This window comes from Chitinophaga rupis, from assembly GCF_900109685.1.
Classification (GTDB): Bacteria; Bacteroidota; Bacteroidia; order Chitinophagales; family Chitinophagaceae; genus Chitinophaga; species Chitinophaga rupis.
In genome coordinates, this window is record NZ_FOBB01000001.1 from 273313 (window position 1) to 294249 (window position 20937).

General features: G+C 47.6%; 14 protein-coding genes and 1 pseudogene. 9 read left to right on the forward strand and 6 right to left on the reverse strand.

The window, feature by feature from the left end:
* The first annotated feature begins 8 nt into the window (after positions 1 to 8).
* Complete coding sequence (locus tag BMZ54_RS01035) at positions 9 to 1442, forward strand: phytoene desaturase family protein (protein ID WP_089908175.1); 1434 nt, start codon at positions 9 to 11, stop codon at positions 1440 to 1442.
* Here BMZ54_RS01035 and BMZ54_RS01040 read toward each other — a convergent pair.
* From BMZ54_RS01040 to BMZ54_RS33290, 3 genes and pseudogenes are all read right to left on the reverse strand, one after another.
* Positions 1437 to 2375, reverse strand: coding sequence for an ADP-ribosylglycohydrolase family protein (locus BMZ54_RS01040; protein ID WP_089906299.1), 939 nt, complete (start codon positions 2373 to 2375; stop codon positions 1437 to 1439). The genes BMZ54_RS01035 and BMZ54_RS01040 overlap by 6 nt on opposite strands.
* A 42-nt stretch (positions 2376 to 2417) precedes the next feature.
* The gene (locus BMZ54_RS01045) at positions 2418 to 4586 is read right to left on the reverse strand and encodes an alpha-L-rhamnosidase-related protein (RefSeq protein WP_089908181.1); all 2169 of its coding nucleotides are present in this window, start codon (positions 4584 to 4586) and stop codon (positions 2418 to 2420) included.
* A gap of 58 nt (positions 4587 to 4644) precedes the next feature.
* Positions 4645 to 5559: pseudogene (locus BMZ54_RS33290) on the reverse strand (serine hydrolase).
* 130 nt (positions 5560 to 5689) lie between these two features.
* Between BMZ54_RS33290 and BMZ54_RS01055 the strand changes: the two are divergent.
* The 3 genes from BMZ54_RS01055 (at position 5690) to BMZ54_RS01065 (ending at position 9742) form a co-directional block, all read left to right on the forward strand.
* Positions 5690 to 6451, forward strand: a complete 762-nt coding sequence (locus tag BMZ54_RS01055; RefSeq protein ID WP_238386451.1) for a hypothetical protein — start codon at positions 5690 to 5692, stop codon at positions 6449 to 6451.
* 6 nt (positions 6452 to 6457) lie between these two features.
* Positions 6458 to 7237 (forward strand): Fpg/Nei family DNA glycosylase, encoded by a 780-nt coding sequence (locus BMZ54_RS01060; protein WP_089906300.1) that lies wholly within the window; start codon positions 6458 to 6460, stop codon positions 7235 to 7237.
* A 108-nt stretch (positions 7238 to 7345) separates the two neighbouring features.
* Positions 7346 to 9742 (forward strand): ABC transporter permease, encoded by a 2397-nt coding sequence (locus BMZ54_RS01065; RefSeq protein WP_089906301.1) that lies wholly within the window; start codon positions 7346 to 7348, stop codon positions 9740 to 9742.
* An 80-nt stretch (positions 9743 to 9822) separates the two neighbouring features.
* Here the strand turns inward: BMZ54_RS01065 and BMZ54_RS01070 are convergent, their stop codons facing one another.
* The 3 genes from BMZ54_RS01070 to BMZ54_RS01080 all read right to left on the reverse strand — a co-directional run bounded on the left by BMZ54_RS01070 (position 9823) and on the right by BMZ54_RS01080 (position 15513).
* The gene (locus BMZ54_RS01070; protein ID WP_089906302.1) at positions 9823 to 11208 is read right to left on the reverse strand and encodes a SusD/RagB family nutrient-binding outer membrane lipoprotein; all 1386 of its coding nucleotides are present in this window, start codon (positions 11206 to 11208) and stop codon (positions 9823 to 9825) included.
* An 18-nt stretch (positions 11209 to 11226) separates the two neighbouring features.
* Complete coding sequence (locus BMZ54_RS01075) at positions 11227 to 14295, reverse strand: SusC/RagA family TonB-linked outer membrane protein (RefSeq protein WP_089906303.1); 3069 nt, start codon at positions 14293 to 14295, stop codon at positions 11227 to 11229.
* Between the two features lie 309 nt (positions 14296 to 14604).
* Positions 14605 to 15513, reverse strand: a complete 909-nt coding sequence (locus tag BMZ54_RS01080) for a LysR family transcriptional regulator (RefSeq protein ID WP_089906304.1) — start codon at positions 15511 to 15513, stop codon at positions 14605 to 14607.
* Between the two features lie 118 nt (positions 15514 to 15631).
* Here BMZ54_RS01080 and BMZ54_RS01085 point away from each other — a divergent pair, with 118 nt between their 5' ends.
* The 5 genes from BMZ54_RS01085 to BMZ54_RS01105 all read left to right on the forward strand — a co-directional run bounded on the left by BMZ54_RS01085 (position 15632) and on the right by BMZ54_RS01105 (position 20920).
* Complete coding sequence (locus BMZ54_RS01085) at positions 15632 to 16426, forward strand: SDR family NAD(P)-dependent oxidoreductase (RefSeq protein ID WP_089906305.1); 795 nt, start codon at positions 15632 to 15634, stop codon at positions 16424 to 16426.
* Positions 16427 to 16583: 157 nt separating this feature from the next.
* Entirely contained in the window at positions 16584 to 17861 is a 1278-nt protein-coding gene (locus BMZ54_RS01090; protein ID WP_089906306.1) for a serine hydrolase domain-containing protein, read from the forward strand.
* Positions 17862 to 18313: 452 nt separating this feature from the next.
* Positions 18314 to 19567: a TolC family protein gene (locus BMZ54_RS01095; protein ID WP_089906307.1), complete on the forward strand. Its 1254-nt coding sequence runs from the start codon at positions 18314 to 18316 to the stop codon at positions 19565 to 19567.
* Entirely contained in the window at positions 19567 to 20592 is a 1026-nt protein-coding gene (locus BMZ54_RS01100) for an efflux RND transporter periplasmic adaptor subunit (protein WP_089906308.1), read from the forward strand. Before BMZ54_RS01095 ends, BMZ54_RS01100 begins: the two co-directional genes overlap by 1 nt.
* A 25-nt stretch (positions 20593 to 20617) precedes the next feature.
* Positions 20618 to 20920 (forward strand): DUF190 domain-containing protein, encoded by a 303-nt coding sequence (locus BMZ54_RS01105; RefSeq protein WP_089906309.1) that lies wholly within the window; start codon positions 20618 to 20620, stop codon positions 20918 to 20920.
* Positions 20921 to 20937: the final 17 nt, after the last annotated feature.

Consider the following 20937-nt stretch of genomic DNA (forward strand, 5'->3'; position numbering starts at 1 on the left):
TTGATAACATGCAGCAATCCGAATATGATGCAGTGGTAGTAGGTTCCGGCCCCAACGGACTGGCAGCCGCCATTGCTATGCAGCAGGCAGGCTTATCCGTTTTACTGGTAGAGGGGAAGGAAACTATTGGCGGCGGCCTACGCTCTGCGGAGCTTACGCTGCCTGGTTTTGTGCACGATATCTGTTCTGCTATTCATCCCACTGCTGTTATCTCTCCCTTTTTCTCCTCTTTACCTTTAGCGCAGCATGGCCTGCAATTCATATACCCCGAAGTAGCCGCAGCGCATCCTTTTGATGATGGCAGCGCCGCAGTGCTAAAGAAATCCATTCAGGAAACTGCACAACTGTTGGGGAGCGATGAGCAAACTTATTTACAGCTTTTACAACCGCTGGTAAAGGATCTGCCACAGCTGGCGCCTGACATACTGGGGCCTTTACGTTTTCCCAAACACCCCTTAGTGATGGCCCGTTTTGGGTTGAATGCATTAACATCTGCAACGTTCCTGGCTAAACGTTTTCATACACAAAAAGCAAGGGGCTTATGGGCCGGTATGGCCGCGCATGCCATACAACCGCTTAGCAACCTCACCACCTCCGCCATTGGGCTGGTACTGCTGGCAGCCGGGCATGCACAGGGCTGGCCTGTTCCGGTAGGCGGCTCTGTAGCTATTGCCAAAGCGCTGGCGGCTTATTTTGTGTCGCTTGGCGGAAAAATTGAGACTAACTTTTATGTGCAGAAGCTCAACCAGCTGCCCCCTTCCCGCGCCGTATTATTGGATGTAACACCTAAGCAACTGCTGGACATAGCCGGCGACCAGTTCTCCGCTTTATACAAATGGCAGCTGCAGCACTACCAATATGGTATGGGTGTTTTTAAAATAGACTGGGCGTTGGATGGGGCCATCCCCTTTACTGCAGCGGAATGCCGGCAGGCAGGCACTGTGCATTTAGGCGGTACCTTTGAACAGATTGCAGCTGGTGAAAAAGCTACGGCCGCCGGGCAGCATGTGCAACAACCGTATGTATTATTAGCGCAGCAAAGTTTGTTTGATACCTCCCGCGCCCCGCAGGGTAAACAGGTGGCCTGGGCGTATTGCCACGTGCCCAATGGCTCGCAGCAGGATATGACGGACATTATAGAGAACCAGGTGGAGCGCTATGCACCGGGTTTTAAAAAGTTGATCATAGGCCGGCACACCATGCATACCGCGCAAATGCAGGCGTATAATCCCAACTATATTGGTGGCGATATTAATGGCGGCATACAAAACATTCAGCAATTATATACCCGCCCCGCATTGCGCTGGTCGCCCTATAAAACATCTGCTAGGGGTGTTTATATCTGTTCTTCTTCCACACCGCCCGGTGGCGGGGTGCATGGCATGTGTGGGTTTCATGCGGCTAAAAGAGCGTTGAGGGATGTGTTTGATATAAAATTATAAATACTTTGCAGTAAGCTTTTCACATAAGTTATAAATATCTTCATGCCGGTGCAGGCCATCCCTCCATTTTTCAGGAATGTGTTCATACCCATAATACAGGCCGGCCAGGCCGCCGGTAACAGCAGCTGTAGTATCTGCATCATTACCCAGGTTCACAGCGGTTAATACTGCTTTTTCATAACTATCGGTATTCATAAAACACCACATACTGGCTTTCAAAGTATTTATTACATATCCGAAAGAAGGAATGGTGTCAATATTGTATTGTGTAATATCTTCTTTCAACAGCGGATCAAACAAGCTTATTTCACTGGCTACGATGCCCTGTTGCGTAATGAACGTGTGTACCTCCGGTGCCGTTTGCGCATAAGCAGTATGCTTGTCCATGCCATTAAGCAAACGCCGGGAAAATTCAAGATAGTAAAAACAGGCAATTATAGAGCGTATATGGCCGTGTGTAATAGAAGATACTTCTTTGGTGATAGCATACCGGTTTTCTATACTCATATCCCTGATATAAAAAAGCAAAGGCATTATGCGCATCAGGGAACCGTTTCCATTTTGCTCTGGTTCAAAATCACCTGCCAGGTCTGGGCGGATATCTCTTTCCAATCGCTCAATAGCCCTTCTTGTAGTCATTCCAATATCAAACACTTCTCCACGGGCGGTCCAGTAAGCTTTCCGGTACCATGCAATAAATTTGTGGCCCACATCCTTTAAGTCATAGCCGTTCACCAACGATTCTGCCAAACAGAAAGTTAGTGAGCTATCATCAGAAAAAGTGCCGGGAGGCTGATCATGACTTTTGTACCCCTCATAATCAACTACCGGTTTAAGTTTTAATGTTTCCCTGTCCTCAAATTCTGCCGGCACGCCCAAAGCGTCTCCAATGGCTACGCCGAATAAAGCAGCGTGAATTGTATTCTTTTCCATTTGCGTAATTACACGCTGGTGAAGTTACAAAAAGCGAATGTATTATAGACCATACTTTACCTCATAGGCCTTTCCTTTTTCTATTGTTATCTCATACACCCCATTTCCCCTTGCATTAATCTCCGCGCCTGCACATACAGGCTTGCTTTTACTTTTAAAACGCAGTATACCCGTGCCCGTGCCGGATTGCACTTTGATCTGTTTAGTGCTGCAATACACTTTAATATCCCCATCCGGTGTGGGCACTGTACCTTCCATCCATTGCAGGCCGCCTAAGGCAGGCTCCATTATCCAGCTTTTATAAGCCGGTGCTGTAGGCCGTACACCTAAATAATATTTGCCCAGCAAATAAATAGGACTGGCACCCCAGGCATGGCATAAGCTGCGCCCAAATGGCCTGCCATACATAGCATAATGTTCCGCACCCTTTTCTTTGGGATCATACTTTTCCCAGAAAGAGGTAGCGCCCAGCTTAAGCATACCACCCCAGTAATCTTTCATTTCCTTCAGCACATAATTTTGCTCACCCATGGCGCATAAAGCTTCCAGCTCATAAAAACGCATATAGGGTGTGGTGATCTGCTGCACACTATCATTCAGCAGCACATGCTGTTTTACGCCCTGCTTCTGTGCTTCATTGAGGTAATCAAAAAAGATGGAGAACATGTTGCTGTAACGGGTTACATAATTGGTAGGGTTACCATTTATGCGGCTATGCACCAGCGCCTGTTTACCCGCATTCCAGTAGTAGGCAAACAGTTTGGTGCGCAGGCCGGCAGCCAGCTGTTTGTACTGTGCAGCGCCGGCATTATCCTTTACAAGATCTGCACACAGGGCCATGGTTTCCAGGCTGCGGCAAAATAGTAGCTGCTCAAAGCTTACCTCTCCCTGTTTGCTTAACCCATCTGCCCAGTCAATAAATACCCAGTCGCCGGGCAGACCTTCCAGCATACCATCCTTATTACGGCGTTGCAGGCAAAACTCAATGAGGCTTTGCATACGTGGATAAAACTGCTGTATAAAAGTTTCATCGCCGGTGTACAGGTAATAATCATAAATACCCAGGAACCAGTAAAAGGTATAATCCATAATGGTATTTATATGGCTGCTCACCGGATCTTTACCGCGCAGGGCCAGCAGGGTGCGGGATACCGTAGGCGCGTCAAAGAACAGGTAATAGCTCATCAGAAAGCTCTGGTATGCATCGCCGGACCAGATCCAGCGGTCGCGCTTAATACCGTCAATAAAAAACTCGCGGGTATTTAAGTGCAGCGTATAGGCGGCCACGTTCCAGATCTGGTTCACCTGCTCATCGGAGCAATGGAAGCTACCCCGGTTAGCTACGGGTAAATACTCGTACAACATGGATACGGAATCTATCTTCACATCACCCTCATACTGTATATTCACAAAACGGAATGCCTTGGAAAGCGGCATGGTGGAATCTTTAGCGGCGGCCTGCTGCACATCCAGCTGGTCCAGCGTTTCACAGGTAGTGGTGGCCAGGGCTTCTTCCTGCGACTCCCCGTAATAAATGGCTACTTTACCATTCCCCTTTAGGCCATGCAGCTGTATAAATCCAAACGTTTCCTTACCAAAATCCACTAGCATGGATTGTCCGCTGCGCGTGGTTTTTACAGGCAATTGCGGCTGCACATCCAGCTTAAACCGGGAAGGCGGCATCAACGGGTCATGAAAGTTCCAGGAACCGGCCTGCAGCCATTTAGTGCCTGACTGGGACGATACCATGCCCGTGGCATCAATCCATTCCTTATCCTCGTAGGTCACTTTCCAGGTGGAATCGGAAACCACTGTTTTTCCCTGCACAAAAATGGCAGGCACCTGGTTCTGGTTATATACTTTTATATTCAGCCGGTGTTCCCCCGCCGGTATGGTTACCTTTTGCGGGCGGCCCGGCAGCATTTTGCTATCCAGCTTTACGTTATACGATCCTTCTGCATACAGTGTTACTTCTTCCGGCGCAGCAAGATTAAATACTTTGTGAAAATCCATCAGCACATAATGACTGTCCATGCGCCAGAAAGGGGGCAGGAAAGCGCCGCGCTCCGTACGCCGGTTCTGCATTTTATTGCCCAGCCATATTTCAAAATCACCGGGATACCAGATCCAGGCAGCTTTAGACTGCGCATGCAGAATATCTGTCCCAAAGACACTTATTAATAAAAGAACAGCAATGGAAAACTTCTTCATAACAGGAATTATCAATACCACAATATACAAACAAATAGGTAGTACACTATAGTATAGTTCATTTTGCCTGCATATGCCGGTAAATAAGGGCAGAAACGTTGGCCATGGCCTGTATGCCGGCCTTTACATCAGGTAATTGTTTGGAGAGCAGCACCAGCACATACTTACGGCCATCGGGTAAAAAAACAATACCGGCATCATGCCGCACACCGCTGATCTCACCGGTTTTATGAGCCACTTTTACATCCGGCGGCAGATGAGCGGGGATCACATCATTAAAATGCTGATCCAGTAATATCTTAATCATAGCCTGGGAAGCAGTGGCATTTACCGCCTTACCCTGTGCTATTTTTTCAAATAACAGCATCAGGTCATAAGCCGTGGTAGTATTATTCAATCCTTTTTCAAACGCCTTATCATCTTCCACACCCCGCAGCACCTATATATGTGCAGCGCCCAGGGTGCGCATGGTTTGGGTTACATTTTTAGCGTCCACCATTTCAATGATAAGATTGGTAGCCAGGTTGCTGCTCATGATGATCATCTCATACATTAATGCAGATAAGGTTTTGCGCTTGCCCACCTGCTGGTATAGCTCCTCCTGGCTATCGTCCTCCGGGTTTAAATGATAAACGCTGCTATCCACAATGCTTTTAAATTCATTCTTCACCATTACGGAATCCGATAACGCAAAGCGCCCGGCAGCCGCCTGTTTAAATACTTCTATCATTACCGGCACTTTCATGGTGCTGGCCGCATGAAAAGTTTCCTGTGCATTGATCAGCAGCTCAGTGCCGGTTTGCAGGTCTTTAAATGCCACGGCATACACCCCGGGGTATTTAGCCAGCGTATCCTTTATGGATTGCTCCAGCTGGGCTGATGCGGAAAAATAAGCCATCATTAAAAATGTAAATAATCCCAAACGGCAGATCATATCATCAAAATACGGCAAAGCTGCCATATTTAGGCACATGCTTTGAGGCTACCCTTAAAAAGAGCAGTATGTAGCTACAGCCCGCTACTGATGAGCTGTAACGCAGTACGGCCTTTTTGCTTACATCTTTAAGGTATTGTGTAAGCATCTACTCATTAAAAATATTTTTATGGCCACTGCATCCAAAACCAGGGTAAGCCCTGCCAAACGGAAACCGGTTAAACGTAAAACCACCAAAAAAACAACCGCCACGGAAAAGGTGCCTGCTACCCGTAAAAAAAAGGAAGCGCTTAAAGACCTTTCCGTTACCTACGACCAGTTCAAGGAATTTGAAGGACAGCGGTATACCGGTATGAAGGTGGGTAAAAGCCACAAATGGTATTATGATAAAGGGGAATGGCATGAAACCAAGATCACGCCGGACCTTTGGGAAATATCCTACGCCGTAACCAAACGCCGCGCAGGCAAAGCGCCGGAAGGCAGCGGAGTGCCGGTGGGCACAGCTTACCACTGGTATATATTTGCGCACCAGAATGTACGTAAGCTGAATGCAGATGATTATACCACCTCCATGAGCGGGCTTAAGCTCAAGCTGGCGCACAAACGTTTTGACAGTGAAAAGTGGAGCGTAAGCGCCAAAACCCAACGCAAACATTTAGTGGAATTTTTACAGGAGCTGATCGCACAGCTGGAGCAGGAGCCCATACCCGTAGCCTTTAATTACAATGGAAAAGATTATAAAGGAGAAGCCATTCCCATTACGCAAACCTGTTTGAACGGGGTATGTACCAAGCTGGATGTAACCCTGAATGATGAACAGATAGGCATTGTCCGCTACCTGAAAAGCGGCTGGAAAACCGACAGCAATACCGATAAGAAATTTATAAAGGCCATTGGGAATGAAATCTTAAATTGGTACAACAAAAAATAAACCGCCATGCCTGAATTACCAGACCTGCAGGTATTTAGCCGTAACCTGGAAAAAACATTAGCAGGAAAAACTTTGCAGAAAGTAATTGTTCACAACAGTAAAAAGCTGAATGTATCTGCTGCAGTCCTGCAAAAAACCTTGAAGGGTCAGAAGCTGAAAAAAGTGCACCGCGTAGGTAAAGAGCTGCATTTTGATTTTGACAGCGGCGATGTGCTGGCCTTACATTTAATGCTCCGGGGACAGCTGCATTTATTTGAAAAGAAGAACACCCATAAACATACCGTTATTGAGCTGCTGTTTGATGATGATACCGGGCTGGCCATGACAGACGGTTTTGGACAAGCCACCCCTACGCTGAACCCGGAAGAGCGGGAGGCCATTGATGCGCTGTCCCCTAAAATGACCGCTGCCTTTTTAAAAGAACAGCTTTCCAAAACAAAGGGCAATATCAAAAACCTGCTGCTGGACCAACATATTATTCGCGGTATTGGTAATGCTTATGCTGATGAGATTTTGTGGGATGCCGGCATCTCCCCCTTTTCCAGCAGCCAGAAAATTCCGGAAGCTAAAATAAAAGCGCTGGCTAAGTCTATCAAAGACGTGCTGCACAAAGCTGAAAAAGAGATCCTGAAAACACACCCGGATATTATCAGCGGGGAGGTGCGTGATTTCATGGATATTCATAACCCTAAAAAAACACATAGCCCTTCCGGCGCCACCATTCAGCACAAAGCAGTGGGTGGCCGCAAAACTTACTACACAGAAGAGCAGGAATTATTTGATTAACGTTAGCGGACAGGCGCTGTTCATTTCCGGACATCACGCCCGGCACCCACCCCACTTATTCATTGAAAATGAGCAGGATGCGTATTTGGCATAAAGAGTGTGCCTTGTATGCAACTCATTCTACCCGACATGCAAAACCACTCGCTTAAAATTGCCTGGCGTAATCTCTGGAAAGACCGTTTTTACTCCATTATCAATATTACCGGGCTGGCCGTAGCCATGGCCGCTTTCCTGCTTATTATAAACTATGTGCGCTTTGAAAATAGTTACGAGAATTTTTATACCAAAGCAGATAATATTTACCGCGTAACGCTGGACCTGTATAAAGATGGCGCTTACGTGGTAACAGATTGTGAAACCCACCCGCCCATGGCCCCTGCAGTAAAAAAACAGCTGCCGGAAGTAAAAGATTTTGTGCGGGTACAACGGATAGGACAAAGTGAAATAACCAACACCCGGCGCCAGGCTTTTTTGGTAGATAAAATATATGCAGCAGATGCATCTTTTTTTTCCATTTTCAATTGCCACTTTATACAGGGCGATCCATCTACAGCACTGAAAGGCGCTATGGATGCAGTGATCACGCAAAGTACCGCAGCCAGGATCTTTGGAAACCAAAACCCCATTGGGCAAACTTTAAATCTCAGATCGCAGATAGTCACTGTAACCGGTGTCATAAAAGATGTACCGGAAAATACCCACCTGAAATATAACATTCTGCTGTCCCTGAACTTTGTAGCAAAGCAGGGTTATGACCTGAACGGCTGGAACGCCAATAATAATTTCACTTACCTGGAAATGGCCCCTCATACCAGTTTGGCAGCCTTTAACGATAAGCTGAAAGCCTTTTCCAAAGAACGCTTAAAGGATAAGATCTATAAAGCAGAACTGATCAAAGACATACACCTGCATTCCCGGAAAACCTACGAACCGGAAGTGAACGGCGATGCCAAAACCGTACAGTTCCTGCTGGTAGTGGCTTTCCTGATATTGCTGATAGGCACCATCAACTACGTGAACCTTACTACTGCCCGTGCCGCAGAACGCCTCAAAGAAGCCAGCATTAAAAAAATACTGGGCGCCAACCGCTGGACGCTGGTAAAGCAATTCTTTACAGAATCCCTGCTCATCAATATCATGGCATTTGGACTGTCGCTGGTGCTTATACAACTATGCCTGCCCATGTACGCCAATATTGTTGGTAAAGGGGCTACAGTGGGCATTTTTACCAGCAGCTACTTCTGGACAACCTGTGCAGCCCTGTTCCTGCTGAACGGGCTTTTATCCGGCTTATACCCTTCCATTGCCTTATCATCTGTAAAAGCAGTAAGTGCGCTTAACCGCAGCTTTACCAATGCGCTGGAAGGCGGCGCGTTGAGAAAAACACTGGTGGTGGGGCAGTTCACCATTGCTTCTGTGGTATTGGTAGCCTCTATTATTGTATACAAACAATTATACTTTATGCGCAGCCAGGACCTGGGCGTAAACCTGGACCAGCTAATGGTTATAAAAGCGCCCGCGCTGGAAAATGACAGCACCAGCAACGCGGCATTTAAAATTGAGCTGCAGCAGCTGGCCGGCGTAAGCAGGGTAGCCATGGGCGGTGCTATGCCAGGTATGGATATAAGCGACATTTCCTCAACCAGCGGCGTAACGCGGGTAGGCGCAGATCAAAAGTCCAGCTATAACTATTACGTCTATGGTGTAGATGCTGATTTTGTGCCGGCTATGGATATTAAAATGGCCGCCGGCCGCAATTTTATAGCCGGCTCACTCAATAAGGACGAAGTGCTGGTTAACGAAGAAACCGTGCGCCTGCTGGGTTTTGCATCCCCTGAAGCAGCCGTTGGCAGCAAAATAAATTTCTGGGGCGGGCAGTCAGTAATTGCAGGCGTAATGAAGAACTACCACCAGCGCTCTTTAAAAGAAGCCCTGCTGCCCATGATACATACGTATGAGCCACGGTATACTAACTATTTTGCGGTAAAAATGAATGCCCGCGACATACGCCATACCGTAAGTGCGGTAGAAAAAAAGTGGCAGGCTTATTTTAAAGATCATCCGTTTAACTACTTTTTCCTGGACGATATGTTTAACCAGCAATACCAGTCTGATACGCGTTTAGGCGAGATCGTTACCATCTTTTCCATCTTCACCATTTTCATTACCTGCCTGGGGTTGCTGGGCCTTACTGCCTACAGCGTAAGCCGCCGTACCAGGGAAATAGGCATCCGCAAGGTGCTGGGCGCCAGCGTAACCGGTATTATACATTTGCTGACACGGGATTTCATTCGCCTGGTGGTAATAGCCGTTGTAATAGCCACGCCCATTGCCTGGTGGACCATGAACAAATGGCTGGATGATTTTGCCTACCGTATTGCCGTACCCTGGTGGGCCTTTGCCATAGCCGGTTTACTAATGATGGTAGTAGCCGTGTTCACCATCAGCTTCCAGTCAATGAAAGCAGCCCTGATGAATCCAATAAAGAGTTTAAGAAGCGATTAAAAAAAGCCGGTTTGCTTTTACACAAACCGGCTGCTGCTTTTCGGGATAGCCCGTTTTATTAATCGCTATTATCAAACCTCTTATTGCTGATCCCACCACACACGGTCCGTAAGCTTGGCGCTCTGCTGTGGCTGCGGGTTAGAGATCACTTCCACCTGCGGGTATAACAGGCGGCGCGGCACCTCTGAAGAGCCATTCAGCACTTTCTTTATTACCGGGAACCCGGTCCTTCTCCAATCCGTAAAATTCTCTACAGATAAAAAGTTAGCAGTGCTCTTTTCTTCCATAATACGTTGCAGCGCATTTGTAGCAGTTAGCGTACCACGTGCGGTCATATAGGTGCTTACAGCACCGCTGGTTACGCCCAGCTTTGTCATGTGCGACAGTATGGCCTGCTGGTAAATAGGCTGCGCTGCTGCAAAACCTGATTTAATGAAGGTGGCTTCCGCTCTCAGGAACAAGGCCTCCGAATAATTCACCACATAATTGTAGGCATTAGCGCCCTGGTAAAAATCGCTGGGGCGGGAGTAGGCTTCCAGGCTGCCCAGCGCCGATCCTATCTGCCGGCCGGTATATAAACCCGTTTCTTTTGCAGGTTTTACCATATAGGTTAACCGGGGATCATTACGCGCTTTTAAGGTATCTATAAAACCGGATGCCAGTATAAAGGTAGATCCCGGTAAAAAGGTCTGGAACCAGATATTTTCCTGCCCTTCAATACCCTGGTAAGGGAATTTCAGGTCATCATCATTAGCAGTCATGCCCTTGTCCAGCGCCTGTAATGCAAGATCTGCCTGGGTGGCGGCATTATAACCCGGCGCTTTGGTAAGGTGCATGTAAAAGCGCGCTTTTAAGGTATAGGCCAGCCGTTGCCATTTATCCATATCTCCTTTGTACAGATAATCATCATCTCCCGGTACTATAACACCTTGTTTGGCAATGTCCGCAATGGCATCGTCCAGCAGTTGCTGAATACCTTTATAAATATCTTCCTGTTTGTCATACACCGGTGTATAGTTACCGGCGCCGGCCAGCGCCTGCGTGAAAGGAATGTCCCCCCACAGATCAGTACCTTGTCCCCAGCAGAATGCTTCCAGTATTTTAGCAATGGCTGAATAATTCGTATTCCCGTTTAGGGTAGCCACGGAATCCAGCCGCGCCAGGTTATTCAGGCAGGTGGCATATAGAACGGTCCAGTCGCCGTTCATATCCGATTGCACCATAAAATAAGTGCCGGAATTAGGTACGGGCTGGTTTAGCGCCATGGTTTGCAGGTACTCCTGTATAATGGTAGATACATTGCCGGCGTATAATGACTGTGTAACCACCAGCTCTGCAGGCGCCAGTATCAACGGTTCCTGCACAGAGGAAGGGCGGTTAGGATCCTTATTCACATCAATGAATTTCTTACAGCCACCCGCCAGAAGGCAACCCGCTATTGCAATGATATATATTACTTTGTTCATGACAGTTCAATTAAGTTTTTAGAAACTTACTTTCAAGGTAAAGTTCACAGAACGTGAGGTGGGCGTAGAGAATGAATACATACCCTGTGATCCGCTGGAAGAGCCAAAGGAGCTTACTTCCGGATCGCCGCCGGTAAAGTGCGGACTATAGATCCACAGGTTACGCCCGGTTACAATGAGCGAAGCTGACCTTACAAAGCTGTTCGGGAAAAGCGATCTTCCAAAATCATAGCTCAGGCTAATGGTACGCAGCTTTACATAAGTACCATCCTGTATCACGGATTCTGTTACCGCGCTTAAACGGCGCCAGTAATCCTGCCCGGTTACCATGGTAGTATTAGCTTTGTTGTCTGATGCATTGATGCCTTCCACTACCCGGTCGGCGCGGTCTTCCGTTGCTTTGGGCGTACCATAAAAATATCCATAGCCGTCTACGTTATTCTGTATATCACCGCCCTTTTTCATGTCAAACAAAAAGCTCAGGCTAAACTGTTTATACCGGAAGGTGTTGGAGATGCCCCCCATCCAGTCAGGGTTAATATCCCCTATTACACCGGTGGAATCAGAGAAGGGCAAACCGGCATCATCTATCAGCAGCTGCCCGCTAGCCGTTCTTTTAAACAACGTACCTACAATTGCACCGTAAGGCTGGCCTACAATAATGCTGGTAAAACCATTCCCTATCTGTGACTGGCCGTTGTAAATGGCTAATACTTTATTACGGATGCGGGTGAAATTGATCGTCATATCCCAGCTGAAATCCTTGCTTTGCACCGGTTTGGCATTCAGTAATATTTCAAGCCCCTTGTTCTGCATTTGCGCAGAGTTTACGGTAGTACCGGCATAACCGGTAGAGGGCGCAATAGGCACACCGGGAATAATACCGTCTTTTGTTTTACGTACAAAGTAAGAAGCTTCCAGCCCTAAGCGGTTGCGGAAAAAGTTAGTTTCCAAACCTACTTCAAACTCATTCAGGCGTTCATTTTTCAGGCTGGGGTTACCCAGCGTTTGGCTCAGCAAATACCCCGTTTGTCCCTGGAAGGGGAAAGCATAGTTGGTAAAAATAATACCAGCTACCCCGGCAGCATCGCCACTGCCCTGTGGCAGCTGGTAAGGCGTATTCAACTGGTACGGGCGTACGTTATCATTACCCACCGTTGCATAAGACAAACGGATCTTACCAAAATTCATTACATCTGTTACAGCCGGTGATAATAGCTCAGAGAACACAAAACTGCCGGCTACAGAACCGTAAGGGTAAAAGCTCTTATCCTGTGATAATACGGAGCTACCGTCATAACGGCCTGTAAGTGACAGGATGAACATCCGCTTCCAGTCCACATTGGCTTGCGCATAAAAACCAACTTTACGGCTCTGGTAATGCGTTTCATTATATGCGATGGAAGATGCCTGGCCAATGTTATCAAAATCATCAATATTCAAACCCGTACCCTTTGCATACTCTGTTTGGTTATACGCAGAGTATACGTTATTACCCAGCAGCAGGTTCAGGTTAAAGTCGCCCACATCTTTAGTAGCGTTTACAATAAAGTCGTGGTTAAACTGGCGGTAGTTTAGATTCTGCTCAATAATACGGCCCGCGGGGTTTGCAGAAGATCCCCTGGATTCGCGGTACTTATCCTGTTCAGAATAAATATCCGCACCCATTCTTTCCGTTATCGTTAACCAGTTGGTAGGCGTATAGTGCAGCGTTACAACCGGTATAAAGCGGTTTACGGTTGCTTTGTTATAAATATTATCCAGCACCCAGTAAGGATTGTTCCTTGAATAACGGTACACGCGCTGGGTACCATCTGCATTCTCATAGGGCAGCGGATTCCAGGAAATAGGCGCGGTAAGCACCGTCCAGATGGGCGCTTCCAGGATATAACCTTCCGGCAAACGATCGTTCTGCGAGCTGGAATAGTTTAGCTGGAAAGTGCTGGTCAGGTTATTTAATATTTTGGTATTGTATTTTGCAAACAGTGCATGCCGGTCATAATCCGTTTTGGGAGTGGTACCGGTCTGCTTCAGGTAAGAGTACGACAGGAAGTAGTCTGACAAACCATTACCGCCATTCACACTCACGGTGCTGTTGCTGGTAATGCCTGTTTTAAAAAAGTCTTTAGCCTGGTTATACTTTTTTAACTTTTGCCCGTTCACCGTTAAAGTATCCATTAACGGACCCCAGGAGCTGCTGGTCTTTTTATCCTCACCATTAAAATATTCATATCGTTTGGTAACGGTATTGTATTCACCCTGGGCATATTTATCCTGCACTTCCGGCAGCCAGGGTGTTTCAAAAGAAACATCCTGTGAAAATGTCACGGAAGGTTTTTTAGTGACCGCACTCCCGCTTTTGGTAGTGATCATAATAACACCCCTTGCACCGGCAGAGCCGTACAACGCCGTAGCAGCAGCACCTTTCAGCACGCTGATGTTCTCAATAATAGCCGGATCAATATCCGCTAAGCGGTTGGTACCCGGGCCGGAATTGAGGTTGCCTGTTTCATCGTTATTCACCGGCACCCCGTCTACAATGATCAGTGCCTGGTTCTCCCCATAAAAGGAGGTAGCGCCGCGTATTACAATGCGGGATGAGCTGCCCGGCGTACCGGAAGAGCTGGTGATCTGCACGCCGGCTACCTTGCCGGATAATGCATTTACAATGTTGGGCTCCTTGGCTTCTACCAGGGTAGCGCCTTTCACTTCCTGCGTGCTGTAAGTGAGCGCACGCTTTTCGCGCTTAACACCCAAAGCAGTTACGACTACTTCATTCAGCTCTTTTTTGTTTTCAGTAAGTGTAATGGTAACAGTGGTTTGATTGGCTACGTTCACCCGGGCCGGATCAAATCCAATGGCAGTTACTTCCAGTACAGCGTTAGCTTCCACGCTGAGCTCAAAAGTGCCATCGGCGCCTACAGTGGTGCCTTTACTGCTGTGTTGGATCTTAATGGTAGCGCCAATTACAGGGTTCCCGGCTTGATCGGTTACTTTACCTTTAAGCGGAACAGATTGTGCATAGACGCGCATTCCCACACAGCATACGATTGCTATTATGAATAGCAGATACGGCTTAGGATTCATGACGACTTAGATTTTAGTTTTGGTTCACAGTTGTTTCATTGTTCTTCATTGTTCGGGGAAACCAGCTTTGCTGCTTGTTGGCAGGCAGCAACGTACTATTATCATCCAATGGATAAAGCACTCAACATGTATACGACATTATAAATAAAAAGAATTATAGATAATTTCCCCCTTTCATACTGTAGTGCCATAAAATTATCTATTGCCTCAACAAATGCCTTTATTGATCTTTACCTAAGATACTCATATCTTAACCAGTTTTTCTCCGATGCGTTAAAATCAGGTAAAATTCCGGTTAATATGTGTCTATTAAGCAATGGTAAGCACAGATAGCTGCAGCCAGTAGCGCATCATATCCAATTGGGTGGTGGTGACCTTTGTTTTGTCGTAAGCGAGGTACAGCGTGTTCCCGGTAGTGGCAATGCCGGGCCACAGCTCCTTCAGCGGCCCCTGTGCCAGCAGGTCTTTTACCAGGTAATCAGCAATAATGGAAACGCCCTCCCCATGCACCAGGGAGCTGATAATGGCATCAAAATCGGGAATGATAAATTGCGGTTTTACAGAAGGTCTTTTACGGAAATTCTCTAACCAGAAGCGGCGAATGATCATCAGGTCACTACTGTAGGCAAACCAGTTTTGCATGAGCAGCCATTCTTCAGCCTTATCCAGCTCACCGTTATCAAGATGCTGCTCAAACTCCATGGCATTTAACCCTGCATTAGCTACCAGCAAAAATTTTTCATGCATAGCCGGTTCATATATAATATTAGGCAGCTCCAGCTGTTTGGTGGAAATTAAAAAATGCAGCTCCCCCTTGGTAAGGCGGGGCACCAGGTCTTTGGTAACGCCAAATTCCGCTACAATAGGCGCCGGCAGCTGGCTGATATGGGGGGCCAGCATGGCGTTAAAAAATTCTTTGGGCGCGCCAATGCTGGTTAGCGGCAGCCGCTTGCTTAAACAATCATGCCGGAAATGCGTTTCTACATTTTCCAGCTTCTCCACCGCTTCAATGATCTGGGTGTAGAACAGCTTGCCGTAATCAGTTGGCACCATTTTACGTGGCTTACGTTCAAACAGCTGCTGACCTATGTAGCTTTCCAGGGATGAGAGGTGCTGGCTTACATTAGGCTGGGAGATCAGCAGCTCCTGCGCAGCGCCGGTTAAGGTACCGGTTTGGTAAATCGCTTTAAAGGTGCGGTACCACTCAAAGTTGATCATAGGGCAAAACTATAAATAAATTTATAGCAAGCCATAAATCAAACTATTTTATTTATAGGAAATTCATCCGGACCTTTACACCCGGAAATTGATAACAACTTAAATAAACACTTATAAAATGGACTTACAGTTAAAAGGCAAAACAGCCTTCATCAGCGGTTCCACACAGGGCATTGGTTTTGCCATTGCCAAACAGCTGCTGCAGGAAGGCGCCACCGTTACTATTAACGGCAGATCACAACAGAAAGTAGATGAATCAGTAGCAAAGCTGAACCAACAGGTACCCGGAGCCAAAGCAGCCGGTATAGCAGCCGATTTTTCCAAAGCCGCAGAAGTAGATCAACTGATCGCCAGGCTGGGCGCTGTAGACATCCTCGTTAACAACGCCGGTATTTTTGAGCCCAAACCCTTTACAGAAATTACCGATGCAGAATGGCTGCGCTTTTTTGAGGTGAATGTATTAAGCGGTGTACGTATGTCCCGCGCACTGTTCCCCAAAATGCTGGAAAAGAACTGGGGCCGCATCATTTTTATTTCCAGTGAATCATCCATTCTCATCCCGGAAGAAATGATCCATTACGGTACTACCAAAACCGCGCAGCTGTCCATTAGCCGCGGTCTGGCAGAGCTGACCAAAGGCACCGGCGTAACGGTGAACAGTGTGCTGCCCGGCCCTACCCGCTCTGAAGGGGTGGAAGAATTTATAAAACAGATAGGCGCTTCCAAAAACATAACAGAGCAGGAAGTAGAAGCAGATTTCTTTAAAACCATGCGCCCTTCTTCCCTCATACAACGTTTTGCCGGTGTGGATGAAATAGCCAACCTGGTCACCTATGTAGCCAGCCCGCTCTCGGCCGCAACCAACGGCGCCGCCCTGCGTGCAGACGGCGGTCTTGTAAGATCAATTATATAGGTAGTATATCCGGGCTAAATAAAAGAATGTAAAAGTGGGATGTTGCGTAGATGGCTTAATCCCTGGCGTAGCAGTATTCCACTTTTACATTTATGATCTTACATTCTATTAGTCCCGTTCCCTTCTTCCAGTAACATTCCATCATAACTTTTTTATCATGAAATATTTGCAAAAGCAGGTGCTGCTTTTGTTGGGGATCCTTTTTGCCGGATCCGTAACAAAAGCGCAGCAGGGCTTTGACCCAGCACGCCTGGCCCGTATTGACAGCTTAATTACCCGCCACATTAACGCGCAGCATATACCCGGCGCCACTGCGCTGATCATCCGTAATGGGCAGATCGTATTCAACAAAGCATTTGGCTACGCAGATGCAGCCGCTAAAAAACCCATGCAAACCAACAGCATTTTCCGTATCGCCTCCCAGTCCAAAGCCATTACCAGCCTGGCGGTAATGATGCTGTGGGAGGAAGGGAAGTTCCTGCTGGACGACCCGGTATCCGATTACATTCCTGCATTTAAAAATCCGCGGGTACTGCTGCATTTTAATGCAGCAGACAGCAGCTACACCACCCGCCCGGCCAGCAGGGAAATAACCATCCGCGACCTGCTGCGCCAAACTTCCGGCATTGCATACCCGGCCATTTTCAGCGATCCAGCCATGTGGGCTATTTATACCAAAGCCGGTATTCCCAGCGGTATTGGCACTACGCAGTCCACCCTTAAAGAAAAGATGGCCTTACTGGCGCAAATGCCTTTACAGCATGATCCCGGCGCCGCTTTCACCTACGGCATTAATACCGATCTGTTAGGCTACCTGGTAGAGATCTGGAGCGGGCAGCCGTTTGATGTTTTCCTGCGCAAACGGGTCTTTGAGCCGCTGGAAATGACGGATACCTGGTTTCATTTACCTGCCGGCCTGCAAAACCGTTTGGTAACCTTATATGAAAGTAAGGGCAAAGCGCTGCTGCCGGTAACCCACCCAATTTATGAAGGCGTAGATCCCCTGTTCCCTAACCTGGGCGGCACCTATTTATCCGGTGGGGCAGGCTTAAGCTCCACGGTGGCGGATTATGCAAAGTTCCTGTCGCTTTACTTAAATAAGGGTGTGTATAAGAATAAAAGATTGCTGGGCCGCAAAACAGTGGAACTGATGCTTACCAACCAGCTTACAGATAGTATGCGCATTTCACCGCTGCCGCCGCAGCCGGAAAACTTTCAATTCAGCCTGGCCGGTTTTGCGCTGGAAACCGCAAAGAACAATTACCTGCTGCCCTTTAGTACCGGCGCCTTTGGCTGGGGCGGCGCTTTTAATACACATTACTGGGCCGACCCGCAGGAACAGCTGGTAGGGCTGCTGTTCACACAGGAATACCTTTCCCCGTACTGGCGTATTGGTGAGGAGTTTAAAGTAGCGGTATACCAGGCCATAAAATAATGATGGGCTAATATGCTAATGTGCCGGTATATTTTGCCGGTATAGGGTTTTAAAATGCATTCGCCAACCTGGCATATAATAAGGTCATTATCAAAACCCGGCACATTAGCAACCCGCTCCCCTAGCAGGTTTCCTTCCAATCCTTAACCGGCGATTAACTACTCATGGACCAGGAAAGGGCTAATATTGTGCATCATCAAGCGATTTACAACACCTGTAAGGTGTTTGTTTTTGGGTTTTCATAACGTGAATATTAGTGTAACCGCCTCTTTAGGCGGTTTTCTATTTTGGATGAACCCTATGCGCAAATGTTTGTTAATAGTAGTTATAGTATTCTAAGCTGTTTTTAAGGCGCCTCTTAAAATACCCTTAAAATCAGTGCTGCATAACAAGGCGAGCATGAACTTTGTTAAACTTATCCCGGTTATCTAAAAATGTGGTAAACTATTAGCATGAACCCAAAGCTTGTTATTGCTGTGGCTACCTGCCTGCTTGCAGGCGCCGGAAATGCTGTTGCCCAAACAGTATTTACCCTGTCCTCCGCCATAGATACGGCACGGCAAAGCAGCCCGGTATTGAAGGCGCAGTACCTGAATATTGGCGCTGCCCAGGCAGATGTGATTACTGCCAAATTGCGGCCTAACCCTAATCTCAACAATCAAACCCTGCAGCTGGCTGATGCCGGGCATTTTCCGGCCGGCACCAAATGGTCTGATAACAGCAACCGGCAGGTATGGTGGCAGCTGACCAAACCAATCCAATGGCCGGGCCAGCGCAAGTATAGGATTGAATCCGCTAACCAGAGTATTGCGGTAGCCAATAATACCTACCAGGAAAATGTACGTAACCTTTCCTGGAATGTAGGCAGCAGCTGGGTTAACACCTGGGTGCTGAGAAAGAAGCTTACCCTGCTGCAGGAAAGCCGCGCCAACCTGGATAGCCTGGTAAAGATCAATGAGCTGCGCTACAAAAACCAGGTGATCACTCAAACAGACCTTACCCGTACACAGGTGCTGCTGCAACAATATAACCTGCAGCTAACCGTATTCTTCCAGGATTACAACAATGAGCTGGCAACCCTGAAGCTCTTAACCGGCGCGGCAGACAGCGTGCAGGTAGATACCAGCAGCGCCGTAGAAACATTAATACCCACCGCCACGCTGGATAGCTTAATTAACCTGAGCCAGGAAAACCGTTCAGATGTAATGCTGGTAAAAAGCACCATTGCACAAACCACCAGCAGCATTAAGTACCAGAAATCCCTTTCCTGGCCACAGCCGGAGCTGGGCGTGATCTACAACCCGCAGAACTCCGTGCCGTATGTGGGTTTCTTTGGCACCATCAGCCTGCCCATTTTTGACCGCAACCAGGGGCAGATCAAAAAAGCAGAGATCCAGAAAGCGCAGGCAGAACAAAGTTTGCAGGCCACCCAGCTGCAGGTGCAAACAGATGTAAGCACGGCCTACAAAACCTACCTGGTGCAGAAAAATAACATACAGCAATATAGCGGGGTGTTACAACAATCGCAGCAGATCCTGGATAATGTGAAGTATGCATACCTGCGCGGCGGCACCACCATTATAGATTTCCTGGATGCCCAGCGTAACTGGTATGATACGCGCCTGCTGTATTATGATGCGCTGCAATCCTACTACCAGAGCTACCTGCAATTATTATTTGTAACCGGCCTTATTAATCAATTATAATGAACAGGACAACCACATACTTTTTAACGGCATGCCTGCTTTTAACAGCATGTACCCATAAAAAAAAGGAAGCTACCGCAGAGGCGGATCCGGTGCCTAAAGTGGAGAATGATGGCAAACGCATCACCTTTACAGATACGGCTATGGTATCTTTCTTCCAGACGGAGCCGGCCGGCGACTCTGCCCTTTCCGGTGAGCTGCATGCGCCGGCACGTATAGCCGCTACCGTACTCACCTCGCAGGAAGGTGCGCAGAACGTAGTGCTGTTTGATAACCCTGACCTTGAAAGCAGCTACACACAGCTCATGCAGCACATGATCAACATCCGGCATATACAGGATATCAATATCAAACAACGTAAAATAGAGCTGGACCGCGCGCAGGACCTGTTTAACCACGGCGCCGCCACCGGTAAAGACCTGCTGGATGCACAGGCAGCACTGTCTATGGAACAAACCAACCTGGCCAATGAAAGGGCCGCTATTATTGAGCATGAGGCCAGGTTAAAAGCAGGTGGTTTTGAACCGGTGGCCTTACGCACCGCCACACCCGGCACCGCGTATGTGATCTGCGACATACCGGAAACACAGATCAGCAATGTAAAGGAAGGCAATGTCTGCTCCATGGTGCTGCCCTCTTTCCCGGAAATGCATATTAATGGAAAGATCGAAAATGTTGCCGATGTAATAGATAATACCACCCGTATGGTAAAGCTGCGCATCCGCATCAGCAATCCCGGCCAGCAGCTAAAAGCCGGTATGTTTGCCACGGTAACTTTCCCGGTAAAGCCGGACCCGGAGCGTAGCAGCAGCAACATGATCAGCATTAACAAATCTGCGCTCATTACCTCACAGGGCCGCAGCTACGTATTTGTAAAAACAGCGCCCTCCACCTTTGAAAGAAAGGAAGTAAGCACCGGCCTGCAAATAGGCGACCGGGTGAATATTTATAAAGGCCTTGAAAGAAGCGAGCAGGTAGTGGTGAACGGCGTAATGCAGTTAAAGGGATTAAGCTTCGGATACTGAAAAACTTCAAAAACATCATTTCCCCATGCTTCAGGCACAGATCTATATTGACAAAGACGAAGTATACGGTGCACAACCTTTATATGAGTTCATCATGCGGTTCCTGATCCGGCACAAAATAGCCGGCGCCACTGCATTCCGTGGGCAGATAGGTTTTGGAGTGCATCACCAGCTGAAACGGCCGGATAGCTGGTTCAGCTTTGATGAACCGCCCATGCTCATCACTTTTATTGATGATGATGAAAAAGTAAGACATGCATTGAAAGCCCTGCGCAAAGAAATAAGCAGCGGTTTTATTGTAGTGAACCAGGTGGAAAGGATTGATTAAATCTGAAATCTAAGATC